At 70.2% G+C, this 15,012-nt stretch carries 16 protein-coding genes; 6 read left to right on the forward strand and 10 right to left on the reverse strand.

The window, feature by feature from the left end:
- Positions 1-92: 92 nt before the first annotated feature.
- The 6 genes from VGX25_RS16055 (at position 93) to VGX25_RS35690 (ending at position 4,518) form a co-directional block, all read left to right on the forward strand.
- Positions 93-428 (forward strand): Lsr2 family protein, encoded by a 336-nt coding sequence (locus VGX25_RS16055; RefSeq protein WP_326918591.1) that lies wholly within the window; start codon positions 93-95, stop codon positions 426-428.
- A 350-nt stretch (positions 429-778) separates the two neighbouring features.
- Positions 779-1,906 (forward strand): Re/Si-specific NAD(P)(+) transhydrogenase subunit alpha, encoded by a 1,128-nt coding sequence (locus tag VGX25_RS16060; protein ID WP_326918592.1) that lies wholly within the window; start codon positions 779-781, stop codon positions 1,904-1,906.
- Positions 1,906-2,211 carry an NAD(P) transhydrogenase subunit alpha gene (locus tag VGX25_RS16065; protein WP_326918593.1) on the forward strand — a complete coding sequence of 102 codons (306 nt, stop codon included), beginning with the start codon at positions 1,906-1,908 and terminating at the stop codon, positions 2,209-2,211. The genes VGX25_RS16060 and VGX25_RS16065 overlap by 1 nt, the downstream gene beginning before the upstream one ends.
- Positions 2,212-2,302: 91 nt before the next feature.
- On the forward strand, positions 2,303-3,676 hold the full coding sequence (locus VGX25_RS16070) for an NAD(P)(+) transhydrogenase (Re/Si-specific) subunit beta (RefSeq protein ID WP_326918594.1): 1,374 nt from the start codon (positions 2,303-2,305) through the stop codon (positions 3,674-3,676).
- Between the two features lie 44 nt (positions 3,677-3,720).
- Positions 3,721-3,924 (forward strand): hypothetical protein, encoded by a 204-nt coding sequence (locus VGX25_RS16075; RefSeq protein WP_326918595.1) that lies wholly within the window; start codon positions 3,721-3,723, stop codon positions 3,922-3,924.
- A gap of 51 nt (positions 3,925-3,975) precedes the next feature.
- Positions 3,976-4,518: a ClpX C4-type zinc finger protein gene (locus VGX25_RS35690; RefSeq protein ID WP_414635831.1), complete on the forward strand. Its 543-nt coding sequence runs from the start codon at positions 3,976-3,978 to the stop codon at positions 4,516-4,518.
- Here VGX25_RS35690 and VGX25_RS16090 read toward each other — a convergent pair.
- The 10 genes from VGX25_RS16090 to VGX25_RS16135 all read right to left on the reverse strand — a co-directional run bounded on the left by VGX25_RS16090 (position 4,501) and on the right by VGX25_RS16135 (position 15,006).
- Positions 4,501-5,088: a GrpB family protein gene (locus tag VGX25_RS16090; protein ID WP_326918647.1), complete on the reverse strand. Its 588-nt coding sequence runs from the start codon at positions 5,086-5,088 to the stop codon at positions 4,501-4,503. The genes VGX25_RS35690 and VGX25_RS16090 overlap by 18 nt on opposite strands.
- Positions 5,089-5,178: 90 nt before the next feature.
- A complete protein-coding gene (locus tag VGX25_RS16095) occupies positions 5,179-5,646 on the reverse strand; it encodes a hypothetical protein (RefSeq protein ID WP_326918596.1) in 468 nt (155 codons plus the stop codon).
- A gap of 7 nt (positions 5,647-5,653) precedes the next feature.
- Positions 5,654-6,328, reverse strand: coding sequence for a Crp/Fnr family transcriptional regulator (locus VGX25_RS16100; protein WP_326918597.1), 675 nt, complete (start codon positions 6,326-6,328; stop codon positions 5,654-5,656).
- Between the two features lie 1,017 nt (positions 6,329-7,345).
- Positions 7,346-8,773, reverse strand: a complete 1,428-nt coding sequence (locus VGX25_RS16105; RefSeq protein ID WP_326918598.1) for an acyl-CoA carboxylase subunit beta — start codon at positions 8,771-8,773, stop codon at positions 7,346-7,348.
- Between the two features lie 37 nt (positions 8,774-8,810).
- A complete protein-coding gene (locus VGX25_RS16110; protein ID WP_326918599.1) occupies positions 8,811-10,055 on the reverse strand; it encodes a beta-ketoacyl-ACP synthase II in 1,245 nt (414 codons plus the stop codon).
- A 22-nt stretch (positions 10,056-10,077) separates the two neighbouring features.
- Positions 10,078-10,344, reverse strand: coding sequence for an acyl carrier protein (locus VGX25_RS16115; RefSeq protein ID WP_326918600.1), 267 nt, complete (start codon positions 10,342-10,344; stop codon positions 10,078-10,080).
- Between the two features lie 76 nt (positions 10,345-10,420).
- A complete protein-coding gene (locus tag VGX25_RS16120) occupies positions 10,421-11,395 on the reverse strand; it encodes a beta-ketoacyl-ACP synthase III (protein WP_326918601.1) in 975 nt (324 codons plus the stop codon).
- The gene (locus VGX25_RS16125; RefSeq protein ID WP_326918602.1) at positions 11,392-12,321 is read right to left on the reverse strand and encodes an ACP S-malonyltransferase; all 930 of its coding nucleotides are present in this window, start codon (positions 12,319-12,321) and stop codon (positions 11,392-11,394) included. Before VGX25_RS16125 ends, VGX25_RS16120 begins: the two co-directional genes overlap by 4 nt.
- Before the next feature lie 143 nt (positions 12,322-12,464).
- Positions 12,465-13,655 (reverse strand): PucR family transcriptional regulator, encoded by a 1,191-nt coding sequence (locus VGX25_RS16130; RefSeq protein ID WP_326918603.1) that lies wholly within the window; start codon positions 13,653-13,655, stop codon positions 12,465-12,467.
- A 616-nt stretch (positions 13,656-14,271) separates the two neighbouring features.
- Positions 14,272-15,006 carry a phosphotransferase gene (locus tag VGX25_RS16135; protein ID WP_326918604.1) on the reverse strand — a complete coding sequence of 245 codons (735 nt, stop codon included), beginning with the start codon at positions 15,004-15,006 and terminating at the stop codon, positions 14,272-14,274.
- Between the last annotated feature and the right edge of the window lie 6 nt (positions 15,007-15,012).

Consider the following 15,012-nt stretch of genomic DNA (forward strand, 5'->3'; position numbering starts at 1 on the left):
TGCCGCCACACCGCGCCATTTGCCCCTCATCCCGCCGCCCGACCGATATTCTGCGTGCCGGCATGTGAACCGGATGCACCTGGAGGGACATCGTGGCGCAGAAGACCGTTGTCGAGCTGGTCGACGATCTCGACGGTGGACAGGCCGCCGAGACCGTGTTCTTCGCCCTCGATGGCGTGGACTTCCGCATCGACCTGTCGAGCGAGAACGCCGCCCGGCTGCGCGACACCCTGGCGGAGTACGTGGGTCACGCGCGCCGCGTCGGATCCCACAACCAGAAGGGTCGCGCCGGCACGCGGCGCAACGGCGACAAGCCCGACGTTCAGGCGATCCGGGAGTGGGCCCGCAACCAGGGCGAGACCGTCGCCGAGCGCGGCCGCCTGTCACACGATCTGCTGACCCGGTTCCAGGAAGCGCACAGCAACTAGCTGGGGTTTCGCCCCGCGGGGCGGGTGGGGGCGCCCTGGTTTGTGGGGTGGTCGGGTGGCGTCTGCGGGTTGGGCTTCAGCGGAGTCCGGCGTGTCCGCCTTCCCGCAGGCAGGTTCGGCACTCGTGCAGCCGTGTGACGCGTTCCGGTGGCCGACCTTGCCGGGGCCCTTGGTTTCCGGGGTGGTTTGGTGGCGTTGTCGGGCCGGGGTTCCAGCGTGGTCCGGCGCAGTGCTCACTGTTCGGGCGGGGAATTGCCGGTTCGGGCATTTTCGCGCCGGAATGGCGATCATGGGCGTCTTAGCATGACGGCGGGTCCGGCGGAGTAAACCGTGAATTAAGGTTGCTCCTTGTGAAGATCGCCGTACCTGCCGAGACGATGCCGGGCGAGCGGCGGGTCGCCCTCGTGCCGGAGCTCGTCTCCCGCCTGACCGATGCCGGCCTCGAGGTCGCGGTGGAACCCGCGGCCGGGGCGGCGGCTCGCTATTCCGATGATGCCTACCGTTCCGCCGGCGCCGCGGTCGAAGCCGACGCGCTGGACGGGGCGCAGGCCCTGCTGTGCGTGCAACCGCCCGCGATCGAGCAGGTGCACCGGCTCGACAAGGACGCGATCACGATCTCGTTCCTGCCGACCGCCCGTGAGCTGGAGCTGGTGCGGGCGCTGCGCGATGCCGGGACGACGGCGTTCGCCATGGAGCTGGTGCCGAGGGTGTCGCGGGCGCAGGCGATGGACGCCCTGTCGTCCCAGGCGCTCGTCGCCGGGTACCGGTCCGCTCTCATCGCCGCGGAGCGGCTGCCGCGGTTCTTCCCGCTGCTGATGACCGCCGCGGGCACCGTGCCGCCTGCGCGGGTGCTCGTGCTGGGCGCGGGCGTGGCCGGGTTGCAGGCCATCGCCACCGCGCGCCGGCTCGGCGCGGTCGTGCGCGCCTACGACGTGCGCGCGGCGGCGGCCGAGGAGGTGCGCAGCGTGGGCGCGGAGTTCATCGACCTGGACCTGCCGACGTTGGAGGGCGCCGGCGGGTACGCCAGGGAGGCGACCGAGGAGCGGGCTCGGCGGCAGCGGGAGCTGCTCGCGCCGCACGTGGCCGACGCCGACGCGTTGATCACCACGGCCGCGGTGCCGGGCCGGCCGGCGCCACTGCTGGTCACCCGGGAGATGGTGGAGGCCATGAAGCCGGGCTCGATCGTGGTGGACCTGGCCGCGGAGTCGGGTGGCAACGTGGAGGGCTCGAAGCCGGGCGAGGAGCTGACCGTCGGCAACGCCCGGGTCTGGGGCGGGCGCAACGTACCCAGCCAGATGCCGGGGCAGGCCAGCCGGTTGTACGCCACCAACGTGGTCAACCTGCTGCTGCTGATGAACGCCGACGGTGAGCTCAAGCCCGACCTGTCCGACGAGGTGCTCGCCGGGTGCTGCGTCACCCACGCCGGCGAGGTGCGGCACGGCCCGACCCGCGAGCTGCTCGGCGAGGACGCCGAGTGATGGACGGGGTCGCCCTGCTGACCGTGTTCGTGCTGGCGATCTTCGTGGGCTACGAGGTCATCTCGAAGGTGTCGTCGACCCTGCACACGCCGCTGATGTCCGGATCCAACGCGATCAGCGGCATCATCCTGGTCGGCACGATCGCGGTCGCCGCGCACACCGAGTCGGAGCTGATCTTCGCGCTCGAGCTCGTCGCCGTGGCACTGGCCGCGGTGAACCTGGTCGGCGGCTTCGTGGTGACCGACCGGATGCTGCGGATGTTCCGCGGCCGCCGGGAACGCCGGGAGGAGAACGTCAAGCTGTGAGCGGAGCTTGCGGAGCGAACCATTCAACGCTGCCCCGTCGCCGAGGGACGAGGCGACGGGGTTGCCATCACCGAGCTTGCGAGGAGAGGGAGTGACCGCCACCGGGGCCTCGCTGGGCTATCTGCTGGCCTCGGTGTGCTTCATCGTCGCGCTCAAGGGCCTGTCCTCGCCGAAGTCGGCCCGGCTGGGCAACGCGATCGGCGCGGCCGGCGCGCTGGTCGCCGTCGTGGTGGTGTCGCTCGTCGCGCGGCCGGACCGGCTGGCGCTGATCCTGCTGGCGATCCTGGTGGGCGGGGCGATCGGGGTGATCGCCGCCGAGCGCGTGCGGATGACCGCGATGCCGCAGATGGTGGCGCTGTTCAACGGCGTCGGCGGGGCGGCGGGCGCGCTCGTCGCGCTGCTGGAGCTGGCCGAGACCGGCGGCCGCGGCGACGTCGACCAGCTGGCAGTGGCGGCGTTCACCGTGCTGATCGGCTCGGTGACGTTCTCCGGTTCGGTGCTCACCTTCGCCAAGCTGCAGGAGCTGGTCACCGGCCGGCCGCTGATCTTCCCGGGAATGCGCCCGGTGGCCGCGCTGGCCGTGGCCGGGGCGCTGGCCGCCGGGATCCTGGTCCCGATCGGGACCCCGCTAGTCGTGGTGGTGCTGCTGGCCTTCGTCAGCCTCGGGCTCGGGCTGCTGCTGGTGCTTCCGGTCGGCGGCGCCGACGTGCCCATCGTGATCTCACTGCTGAACGCGTTCAGCGGCATCACGGTGACCGCGAGCGGCTACGTGCTCGGCAACGTGCTGATGATCGTGGCCGGCACCCTGGTCGGCGCCTCCGGCATGCTGCTGACCAAGCTCATGGCCAACGCCATGGGGCGGTCGCTGGTCAACATCATGTTCGGCGCGTTCGCCGGACCGTCCACTTTGGGCAGTACGGTGGAGACCGACCGGCCGGTCCGCTCGGCCGGCCCGGCGGACATCGCGATCCTGCTCGGGTACGCCCGCAAGGTGATCGTGGCCCCCGGGTACGGGCTCGCGGTCGCACAGGCCCAGCACACCCTGCGGGACCTCACCGACGAGCTGGAGCGGCGCGGGGTGACGGTGGAGTACGCGATCCATCCGGTCGCCGGCCGGATGCCCGGCCACATGAACGTGCTGCTGGCCGAGGCCGACGTGCCGTACCACAAGCTCAAGGAGATGTCCGTGATCAATCCGGAGTTCCGGACCGCGGACGTCGCGCTCGTCGTCGGCGCCAACGACGTGGTCAACCCGGCCGCGCACACCACCCCCGGCTCCCCGATCTACGGCATGCCCATCCTGGCCGCCGAGGACGCGGCCGCGATCGTGTTCCTCAAGCGGTCGCTGCGCCCGGGTTTCGCCGGCATCGACAACGAGCTGCTGCACGGCCCCAAGACCACCCTGCTGTTCGGCGACGCCAAGGACTCGCTGGCCAACCTCGTCGCCGCGGTCAAGGCTCTCTGAGCGGGTACGGTAATGATCCGGAGCTACTGGGAGGCAGGCAATCCATGGTGAACGAGTCCGAGGTCAAGGACACCATCCAGGTGGCCACCGACGTGACGGTGGACCATCTCGGCCGAATCGCGTCGATCATCGCCGGAGCCGTCCGGGACATCGCGCAGGAACTCGGCAGCTGGGCCAACGACATCCTCGAGGCGAGGGACACGGCCCAGCGCAGCCGCGCCGACGAGACCGTCGTCGACCCCGAATAATCGTCTAGCAGTTCTAGACATTATGTGAGATGTCTAGTTAGCCTAGACATCATGGTGATCGATGACGGGCTGCTCCGACGGGCCCGCGAGGCCGCCGCACGCCTGGCCGACGCGCAGCGCCAGACCGATCTCGCCAAGGCCGACTACCACCACGCGGTGCGGCGGCTCCACTTCGCCGGCGCGTCCATGCGGGAGATCGCCGACGCGCTCGAGCTCAGCCACCAGCGGGTGCACCAGATCATCGAGGCGACCGGCGGCACCGGCGGCTGGAAGGCGCGCAAGAAGGCCACCGCCGACCTGGCGTGCAGCTTCTGCGGCCTGCCCAAGGACGAGGTCACCAAGCTCGTCGCCGGACCGGGCGTGTTCATCTGCGACGAGTGCGTCCGCCTCGTGCACCGGGCCCGCAGCGGTTCGGTGGAAACCTCCCGCACCCGACTGGATCCGGTGCCGGCCGGCAGTCGCCTGGAATGCTCGTTCTGCGGTAAGGCCGCGCCGAAGGCGTCCACCCTGATAGCCGGGCCGGGCGTGCGCATTTGCGCCGAATGCCTGCAGCTGTGCGACGACGTCCTCGCCGCGTCAGAACCGCAGTCGTGAACCTTGGCGATCGTCGAGCTCGGGAATGCTCAGCCGCCTCAGCACGTTCTCCACGAACTCCGTCTTGCCGGCCGTATACGCTTCTCGGTCGTCGCCGTGCTGCTGAGCGAGCCGACGTTTCAGTTCCACGTACCGCTGTGCGAGCTGGCCGTCGCGACGTAGCGCGTCCCGGAATCTGACCATCTCCGCCCATTGGGGGTCCCCGGCCCGGACCAGGTGCAAATGCGCCTTCCGCCGTCGCTTCGAAGCGTCCGGCTTGACGAAGAAGCGCCGCCACGGTCGACAATCCAGTTCTGGAGGTATTAAACACCAACCGTCCGCCGCGAGTAACTCCGATGCTTGGTCAACCACCAGATTCAGATCGCCCACCGAGGCCATCAGGTCGATGATCGGCTTGGCGGCGAGCCCCGCGACCGCCGTGGATCCGATGTGCTCGACGCCATCGACCAGCCATGGCCCCAGCAACTCGGTCAGCCGTTCAGATTCCACCCTCGCCCGGACCGCCCACCGAGGATCATGCGGATGCACCTCAGGCCGTTCATATGCCCATGCAGGAGTAGGACCATTCATCACATCATCACTCTACCTTGACCAGGTGACAACGAGCGGCCATCGCGTGGACAAATGGCTGCGTCGTCGCACCTTGGAAGGACGCACGATCTAGCCTGACGAACCGTTGTCGGCAGTAAGGCAATTTCGTACCTGATCTAGGTGGACAAGGTCCTTGGGTCGTTGAAGCAGGAACTTGTAGTAAAGTACGCACTCAAGCCGAACAAACCGAAATCCACTCAGCCACTCGGCCTGGTCGATAAGCAGGTCGGTCTCCCAGTACCGCGGTAACCACTCGCTGAACACTTCTATCTTGCCGCCCCAGAACTGGATCAGCGGAATACCACGCAAGGGTCCGAAAACGGATACGCCGAGCCGCCGCGCCCGATCCCAGGCGGGGCCCCGGGCAATGATATCCAGATCCCCGATGGTCGGAATCATGCCGCGAACGTAGAGTGGTGCGCTACCGAAGATGGCGAAGTGATCCCGATCGAGATCCAGCTCGATCAGGCGGTTGAACAAGGAGTGTTCGGTAGGATCGAAAGACACCCGACTCGACGACATGACCGCTTCCTTCATCGCTCAATTAAGAGGTAGGAGTTTCGCCACGAGCGATTGACTGCAGGGTATCCAAGTCAAGAATCGTGATGCTCTGACGTCCTACTGAGAGTATGCCTCGTGCTTTCAAGGGACGAACGACCTTCTTCACTGAATCAGTTGAAATCCCGGCGAGTTCGGCCAGGTCGATTTGGCTGAAGCGGAGAACCTTCTTCCCGCCGGTGGTAATTCCAAGGCCTCTTGTCCAGAGGTCGACTATTGACTTGGCCAGTTTCTGGGCGCCGGCCAGTTGCGACTCGACCGTCATGTGGGTCGACTCCGCCAGTCGCTCCTGCAAGGTGTTGACCAGGGCCAATGTCGCGCGGAAATTGCTCTCCAGAAAAGTCAACCACTTGGTCGCCGAGAGATGGAGTGCCTCAACCTCTTCCAGGGCGAAAATACTGGCCGATCGCGGCTTGTTGCGAATTGCGGCCATCTCTCCGACCAGATCACCGGGACCGCGTATGGCGACGACTCGACGTGGAGAGCCGGCAACGACCTTGACATGCCCCTTGCGAATAAGCAGGACGAAGGTCGTCGTCTCGCCTTCTCCCATGAGAATGTTGCCCTTGGGAAAGCGGATCACATCCCCTATCGCCTCCAAAGTGGAGATTTCCTCCTCCGTGAGGCGGACGTCTAGCTGATAATGGGCGACATCCTCCATGCAGCTAAGTGTACTCCTACACCTAGCTTGGTGCCAAGGTCCAGCTTCCGGATCATGGCGGCCGAACTCCGCCCCAGAGATCAATCCAGTACGCGCGCGGAACCAGCTGATCGAGCAGGGCTTGCTCCCGCCGGGGCAGATCGGCAACGCGCCGCCACCGATCGGCCGCCAGCCCGACCCCATCGCAACGGAAAGACCCCGCGGGTGAGACTGTCCAATCTCTACAGCCGAATGTTCAGTGGGCACCGCGGCCGGGCGAGGATTCGGCGAGTCGAGGGGCGCCGGGTTGATGGCCTCGTCGACCGCGAAAGCCGGCGTCGCGGGTCCTGCCGACCCGGACTGCGGCGCAACACCAACCCTCATGACCGCGAACGGTTTCGGGCCTGGGATGCGGATGGGCTAGACGGGGATGTTGCCGTGGGGCGCCGCGGCCGGCGGAGGCGGCGGCGAACTTGCGGCGGGTGTGGACCGGGCCGATGACCTCGTCCACCACAAGAGCCGGTGTCGAGTCCCTGCCGACCCAGACCGTGGGGAGAGGCTGTTGCCACGCCGCGCGCGGCGCGGCAACGACCGCATGACCGCGAACGGTTCGGGCCCGTGGTGTGGATGGCTACAGCCGAATGTTCCGTGGGCGGCGTGGGCGGCGGCGAGCTTGCGGCGGGTGTGGACCGGGCCGGTGACCTCGTCCACCACGAGAGCGGCGTCGCGCCCCCTGCCGACCCAGGCCATGTGAAGAGGTTGGTGCTGCGCAGCGCGCTGCGCGCGCGGCGCAGCAAACAACCTCACGATCGCGAACATGTTCGCGCCCGTGGATGGCTACCGGGAATGCTCCCGTGAGCGCGGCCGGCGAGGGTTCGGCGAGTTGAGGGGCGCCGGGTTGATGGCCTCGTCGACCGCGAAAGCCGGCGTCGCGGGTCCTGCCGACCCGGACCGCGGGGGAGAGGTTGTTGTCGCGGCGCGCGGCGCGACAACAACCGCACGGCCGCGAACGGGGTTGGGCCTGGGGGTGTGGATGGGCTAGAGGGGGATGTTGCCGTGGGCGCCGCGGCCGGCGGGGGCGGCGGCGAGGGCCTCGGCGAGTTTGCGGCGGGTTTGGGCGGGGTCGATGACCTCGTCGACGACGCCGATGGCCATGGCGCGGTCGACGCCGCCGGCGATCATCTCGTGCTCCTCGGTGAGGCGGGCGTGGAGGGCTTCGCGCTCCTCCTCGGGGGCGGCGGCGAGCTTCTTGCGGTGCAGGATGCCGACCGCGGCCTTGGCGCCCATGACGGCGACCTCGGCCTCCGGCCAGGCGAACACCGTGGTGGCGCCGAGCGCGCGGGAGTTCATCGCGATGTACGCGCCGCCATAAGCCTTGCGGGTCACCAGCGTCACCCGGGGCACGACGGCCTCGGCGAAGGCGTGCAGGAGCTTGGCGCCGCGCCGGACCACACCTTCCCACTCCTGGCCGACGCCGGGAAGGTAGCCGGGCACGTCCACCACGACCAGCAGTGGCACGCCGAACGAGTCGCACATGCGCACGAACCGGGCGGCCTTCTCGGCCGACAGCGAGTCGAGGCAGCCGCCCTTGCGCAGCGGGTTGTTGGCGATCACGCCGACGGTGCGCCCGCCGAGCCGGCCGAGCCCGACCACGATGTTGGGCGCCCACTTGGCCTGCAGCTCCTCGAACATGGAGACGTCGCCGTCGTGGTCGAGGATGCCGCGCAGCAGCGGCTTGACGTCGTATGCGCGGTTGGCCTGCTCGGGCAGCAGCACCCGCAGGTTCTCCTCCTTGCGCACGGTGTGCAGGTCGAACAGGCCGGGCCGGGCGAACAGCGAGGTGATCCGCCGGGCCCGCCGGTAGGCGTCAGCCTCGTCGGTGGCGAGCACGTGCACCACGCCGGAGCGCCGGCCGTGCGCCTCGGCGCCGCCGAGGCCCTCCTGGTCGATCTGCTCACCGGTGACGCTGCGTACCACGTCCGGCCCGGTGACGAACACCCGCCCCTCCGGCGACATGATCACCACGTCGGTCAGCGCCGGCCCGTAGGCGGCGCCCCCGGCGGCCGGGCCGACCACCACCGAGATCTGCGGGATCCGGCCGGACGCCCGGATCATCGCGGCGAACACCTGGCCGACCGCGTCCAGCGACTCCACGCCCTCGGCCAGCCGCGCCCCGCCGCAGTGCCAGACCCCGAGCACGGGGCAGCGCTCCCGCACCGCGGTGTCGATCGCCTCGACGATGTGCCGGCACCCCTCGGTGCCCATCGCGCCACCCATCTTGGTGGCGTCGGTGCAGTAGGCGATCACCTTGGTGCCGTCGATGCGCCCACGCACCGCGTACACCCCGGACGAGTCGGCCGGGTGCAGCGGTGCCATCGAGCCGGGGTCGAGCAGTGCGGTGAGCCGGACCTCCGGTTCTCGGGGGTCGAGCTGGCGCGCACCGGGCCGCGTGGCCACTGCGGTCATCAAGTGCTCCTCGGATAAGTGGACATCCACAACCGGATCAGGCGGCGGTGAAGGCCAGGGCGACGTTGTGGCCGCCGAAGCCGAACGAGTCGTTCACCGCCGCGGACAGCTCGAGCTTGCGCGGCTCGCCGGCCACCACGTCGAGCAGCACCTTCGGATCGAGGTTGTCCAGGTTCAGCGTGGCGGGAACGACCCCGTCGTGAATGGACAGCACCGTGATGATCGCCTCGACCGCGCCGGCGGCGCCAAGCAGGTGCCCGAACGAGCTCTTCGGCGCGGTGAGCACCGGGTGGTCGCCGATGGCCTTGCGGATGGCGACGGTCTCGGCCACGTCGCCGACCGGGGTCGCGGTGGCGTGGCAGTTCACGTGGCCGACGTCGGCCGGGTCGATCCCGCCGCTGCGCAGCGCCGACGCGATGGCCCGGGACTGGCCGACGCCCTCGGGATCCGGGGCGGTGATGTGGTAGGAGTCCGCGCTGGTGCCGATGCCGGCGAGCTTGGCGTACACCTTGGCCCCGCGGGCCGCCGCGTGGTCGGCCCGCTCGAGCACCACGACGCCCGCGCCCTCGCCGAGCACGAAGCCGTCCCGGTGCACGTCGAACGGCCGGGACGCCTTCGTCGGCTCCTCGTTGCGCGTGCTCATGGTCCTGGCCTGGGCGAAGCCGGCCAGGGTGATGCTGGTGATGGCCGCCTCCGCGCCACCGGCCACCACCACGTCGGCCTCGCCGGAGCGGATCATCCGCCAGCCCCAGGCGAGGGCCTCGGCCCCGGACGCGCAGGCCGACACCGGGGCGTGCACCCCGGCACGCGCCTTGAGGTCGAGGCCGACGTGCGCGGCGGGCCCGTTGGGCATGAGCATCGGCACGGTCAGCGGCGACACCTTGCGCAGGCCGGCGTTCTCCAGCAGGTCGTCCTGGGCGAGCACGGTCAGCACGCCGCCGATGCCGGTGCCGATCACCACGCCGAGCCGGTCGGGGTCGACCTGGTCGACATCGCCCGGCTCGCCGAGCCCGGCGTGCCGCCACGCCTGCCGCGCGGCGACGACCGCGACCTGCTCGCAGCGGTCAAGGCGGCGTGCCTCGACCCGCGGCAGGACCTCTGTCGGCTCCACCGCGAGCCGGGCCGCGATGCGCACCGGCAGCTCGTAGCGGTCGATCCACTCGTCTTCCAGAGTGGTCACCCCGCTCCGCCCGGCAAGCATGCCGTCCCACGTGGACTGGACATCCCCACCGAGCGGTGTGGTGGCGCCCAGTCCGGTGACAACAACCTCGACGTCGCTCACTGCCCCTCCGTAGCGAGAAAACTCATGCGTTCTTGGAGACGTAACTCACCGCATCGCCGACGGTCTTGAGGTTGGCGAGCTCGTCGTCCGGGATCTTCACGCCGAACCGGTCCTCGGCCTGGACGGCGATCTCGACCATCGACAGCGAGTCGATGTCCAGGTCGTCCACGAAGGACTTCTCGGCGGTCACGTCCTCGACCGCGACGCCGGCGACCTCCTCGACGATCTCGGCCAGACCCTCGAGGATCTCGTCCTCGCTCAGGCCCTTGGCGCTGCTCTCGTTCTCCATCGAGTCTTCCCTTCCGTGCTTGTAACTACTGGTCGTCCACCGGGGTAAGCTACCCGCCGGAGCCATTGGCGTTGCGCTACGGGCAGATCACGACCTGGCCCGCGTAGGACAGCCCGGCGCCGAACCCGATCAGCAGGGTGACGTCGCCGGAGTGGATCCGCCCGGCGGCCCGCATGTGGTCCATGGCCATCGGGATGGATGCCGATGAGGTGTTGCCCGAGTACACGATGTCGTCGGCGACCACCATGTCGTCCCGGGCGCCCTGCTTGCGCAGCCGCTTGGCGATCGCCTCCACGATCCGCAGGTTCGCCTGGTGCGGGATCAGAACGTCCACATCGGACGGCTGCAGCCCGGCCGCCTCCAGCGCCCGCAGGGCGATCGGCGCGATCTGCGTCGTGGCCCAGCGGAAGACCGACTGGCCTTCCTGGAAGATGTACTTGCCGTCCCGCATGTAGATCATGTCGACCAGGTCGCCCGCGGTGCCCCAGACCACCGGGCCGATGCCCGGCTCCTCGGCCGGGCCGACCACCGCGGCGCCGGCCGCGTCGGCGAAGATGATGGCGGTGCTGCGATCCACCGGGTCCACCACGTCGGTCAGCTTCTCCGACCCGATCACCAGGGTCCGCTTGGACGATCCGCAGCGCACCAGGTCGGAGGCGACCCCGAGGCCGTAGCAGAAGCCGGCGCAGGCGGCGTTGAGGTCGAAGGCGCCGGCCCGCTTGATGCCGATCCGGTCCGCGACCGGCGCGGCGTAGTTGGGGATGGGTGTCAGCGACGTGCAGTTGGCCAGGATCACGGTGTCCACATCGGACGGTGAGAGACCGGCGTCGGCGAGCGCCTTGGAACCGGCGACCACGGCCATGTCCTCGGCGCTCTCGTCCTTGGCGGCGAACCGGCGCTCGATGATGCCGACCCGCTCGCGGATCCACTGGTCGGTGGTGTCCATGACCTTCGACAGGTCCTCGTTGGTGACCACCTGCTCCGGCTGGGTGCTGCCGATCCCCAGGATCCTGGTCGCCTGCGCCCCGCGCGCCAGCCGCAGTGTGCTCACGTTCCGCTCCCCTCGCTGGTCAGCTCGGCCACCTTGGCCAGGTCATCGGGCACCTTCAGCGCCACGGTCGGGGTTCCCTTCAGCTCGCGCTTGGCCAGTCCGGTCAGCGTGCCCGCGGGCGGCAGCTCGGCGATCGCGTCGACGCCCAGCTCCGCCATGGTCGCCATGCAGGCGTCCCACCGCACCGGGCTGGTGACCTGCGCGACCAGCCGGCCGAGCACCTCGGCGCCGCCGGTCACCGGCCGACCGTCGGCGTTGGACAGCAGGGTCCTGGTCGGATCGGCGACCCGGACGTCCTTGGCCCGCTTCTCCATGGCGGCCCGCGCCGGCGCCATGTACCGGGTGTGGAACGCGCCGGCCACCTTCAGTTTGATGATCTTGGACGCCGGGCGCTCCTTGGCCTCGGCGATCTTGTCAAGCGCGTCAAGCGGACCCGCCGCGACGATCTGCCCCGCGCCGTTGCGGTTGGCGGCCACCAGGTCGAACCCGCCCAGCCACGCCTGGACCTCGTCCGGGTCGCCGCCCATCACGGCGGCCATCCCGGTCGGCTCCAGCGCGCACGCGGCCGCCATCTCGCGACCCCGCACGGCGGCCAGCGCCACGGCGTCGTCCTGGCCGAGCACCCCGGCCATGGCCGCGGCGGCCAGCTCGCCGACCGAGTGGCCGGCGACGACGACGTCCGCGGGCAGCGTCACCCGCCGCTCCAGCTCACCGAAGGCGAGCAGCGCAAGAGCCACCACGAGCGGCTGGGTGACGGCGGTGTCCTTGATCTCCTCGGCGTCCGCCTCGGTGCCGAGGCGGATCAGGTCAAGGCCGGTGAGCTCGGACCACCTGATGACCGTGTCGCGCGCCCCCTCCAGCTCGAGCCAAGGGGAGAGCATGCCGGGAGACTGGGAGCCCTGACCGGGCGCGAGCAACGCGAGCACCTGTCCACTCTCCCGGCTGCTCCCGGCACCCAGCCATGTCGACAGGTACGAAATCTAGTACGGGCGTCTTGTAGGTATCCTACAAAGGTTACCGTCGCATGAACCTTCTTTACCAAGAAACGTTGTTCACTGCGTACCCCTGGCTACCAGATCCCGCGGGACCGCGACAGCCGCCCGACCGCCAGCGCCACGCGGAGCACCAGCGCGTCGCGGGGCTGGCTGGCGTTGCAGCCGGTCAGCTCCGCGGCCTTGCGCAACCGGTAGCGGACCGTGTTCGGGTGGACGAACAGGGTGCGGGCGCAGCTCTCCAGCACGCCGCCGGTCTCAAGGTAAGCCTCGACGGTCTCCAGCAGCCCGCCCCCGGCCTGCTCGAGGGGTTTGGCGACGCGCTCGATGAGCTGACGCTCCGCCTCCGGGTCGCCGGCAAGCGCCCGCTCGGGCAGCAGGTCGGTCGAGCGCACCGGGCGCGGGGCCGCCGGCCAGGCCACCACGGCCCGCAGGCCGGACAGCGCGTCGGCCGCGCTGCGGTGCGCGTCGGCGATGCTCGACACGGTCGGGCCGGCCACCACCGGCCCGCCGCCGAACGAGTTGCCCATCTTCGCCAGCACCTTGGCGTCGGCCGGCAGCTCGGTCGGGCCGGCGAGCAGCACCACCAGCCGGGCGCCCTGCACGCCGAGCAGCACCGGCCGACCCACCCTGGCCGCCCGGCTGCGCACCTCGTAGATCACCGTCGGCGGGTCGTCCGACGGCGGGTTGCCGACCAGCACCGTGGCCGCCGCCTCCATCTCCCAGCCCAGCGCGGCCGCCCGGGACAGCAGCGACTCCTCGGCGTCGCCGCGCACGATCCCGTCGACCACCGAGGCCTCCAGCCGGGCGTCCCACGCGCCGCGCGCCTCGGCCGCGCTCGCGTAGGACATGGCCGAGGTGAACGCCACCTCCCGGCCGTAGCGCAGCACCGCCTCGGACAGGATCTGCCGCTCGGTCTCGTCCGCGGCCAGGTCGGGCACCTGGCGCTCGAACACCTCCAGCGCCACCCGGACCAGCTCCACGGTCTGCCGCAGGCTGATCCACCGCGACAGATCCTGGGCGTCCGCCCCCCGGAACGCGTCCGCGGTCAGCTTCAACGCCTGACGCTGATCGCGCAGCCACGCGGTGAACCCGGCCACCCCGGTCTGCGCGATGAACAGCACGCTGGCCCGCTGATCGGCCGGCATCCGGGAGAACCACGGAAACTGCTCGTCCATGGCGGCCACCGCGGCGGAGGCGAGCTTGCCGGACGCATGATCGAGCGCCCCGAACGTCTCGGCCGACAGCCCACCCGCGGAACCGCTCATAAGGCCAGCGTAGGCGGCCCATCCCGGTCGAGACCGAACAGGCCGCCTGGCGAACTCGGTGCGCTCGATGCCAGGCGGCCCATCTCCCCGGTCCCCACCGGTTCCTCCACTATGGACGGATATTGATCACCGTGCCACCCACGTCCCCCGATCGTGGCATGTCGCCTTGCCCGGCCCCGGGTTCCGGCCGGCATTCGGCGGAGTGTCCAGTGTGGACAAGGAGGCGCAGAGCCACCCGGGGCGCCGGAGAGAAGCTCGCCAAGCTGAAGCGCGCCGCCGCGCGCTGCGCGCGGCGGCGGCACGCCCCAGCAATTGCGACTGCGCTGCACCCGCATCGGGGTCGGGGAGCGAAGGTGGCCTTCCCTGCGATGGCGGCCGCCTTCGCCTGCCCTACAGGGCTCCCTGCAGCAGGGCGCGGTGTGCGGCCACCCAGTCGTAGCCGGCGCGTGCGTGCGCCAGCCTCGATTCCGCCAGCAGCGGTCCTGCCACCACAGGATGGTGTCCGCCAAAGAATCGCGGTCGACGGTTCATTCAGCGACTGCGGCGGCTGTGCGCCCGCCGGGGTCGGGGGAGCGGAGGTGGCCTTCCCCGGCGATGAGGGCCGCCTCCGCCTGCCTCACAGGGCTCCCTGCAGCAGGGCGCGGTGTGCGGCGACCCAGTCGTAGGCGGCGTGCACGGCGGCGGACGCGCCGGAGTCGCGCAGGTGCGCCATTGCCGGGTCGCCGTTGGCCGCGCCGGCCTCGATGCCGCGCCAGCAGCGGTCCTGCCACCACAGGATGGTGTCCACCAGATGGGCCCGGTCGAACGGGCCGTAGGCGTCGCACATCGCGCGCAACCGGCTCACGGTCGCGCCGAGGTCGGTCACGGACGGGCCGAGGTCGAGATAGGTCCAGCACATGTGCGCCACGTCGTGCACGCGGTCGCCGGGCGCGGCGATGTCCCAGTCGATGAAGGCGACGGGGATCAGGCCCCGGCCGCCGTCGTCCCGGTACACCGTGTTCTTGGGCGACAGGTCGTTGTGGCACACCACCTCGTGCGGCGCGGCCAGCGAGGTCCCGGCCGTCAGGTCGTGGAACTGGCGGACCAGCCGGGCGACGGTGACCAGGCTCCTGGTCGAGCAGACCCCGTCCGTCGGTGACCGCCAGGCGACGTAGCCGTCCACGAACGACAGGACCTCGCGGCCGTGAGCGTCCACACCGAGCAGTCGCGGGGCGCCCGGCCATCCGTGCCGCTCGAAATGCCGCAGCAACCGGTGGACGAACTCGGCGCGGTGCCCCGGCCGGCGGCGCACCGTGTCACCGACCCGGACCACGTCGCTGACGAAGCCACCGGGCAGCGGAAGCTCGGTCACCGCGGC

Origin of the sequence: Actinophytocola sp., assembly GCF_035942955.1 — a bacterium.
Taxonomy (GTDB): domain Bacteria; phylum Actinomycetota; class Actinomycetes; order Mycobacteriales; family Pseudonocardiaceae; genus DASYTH01.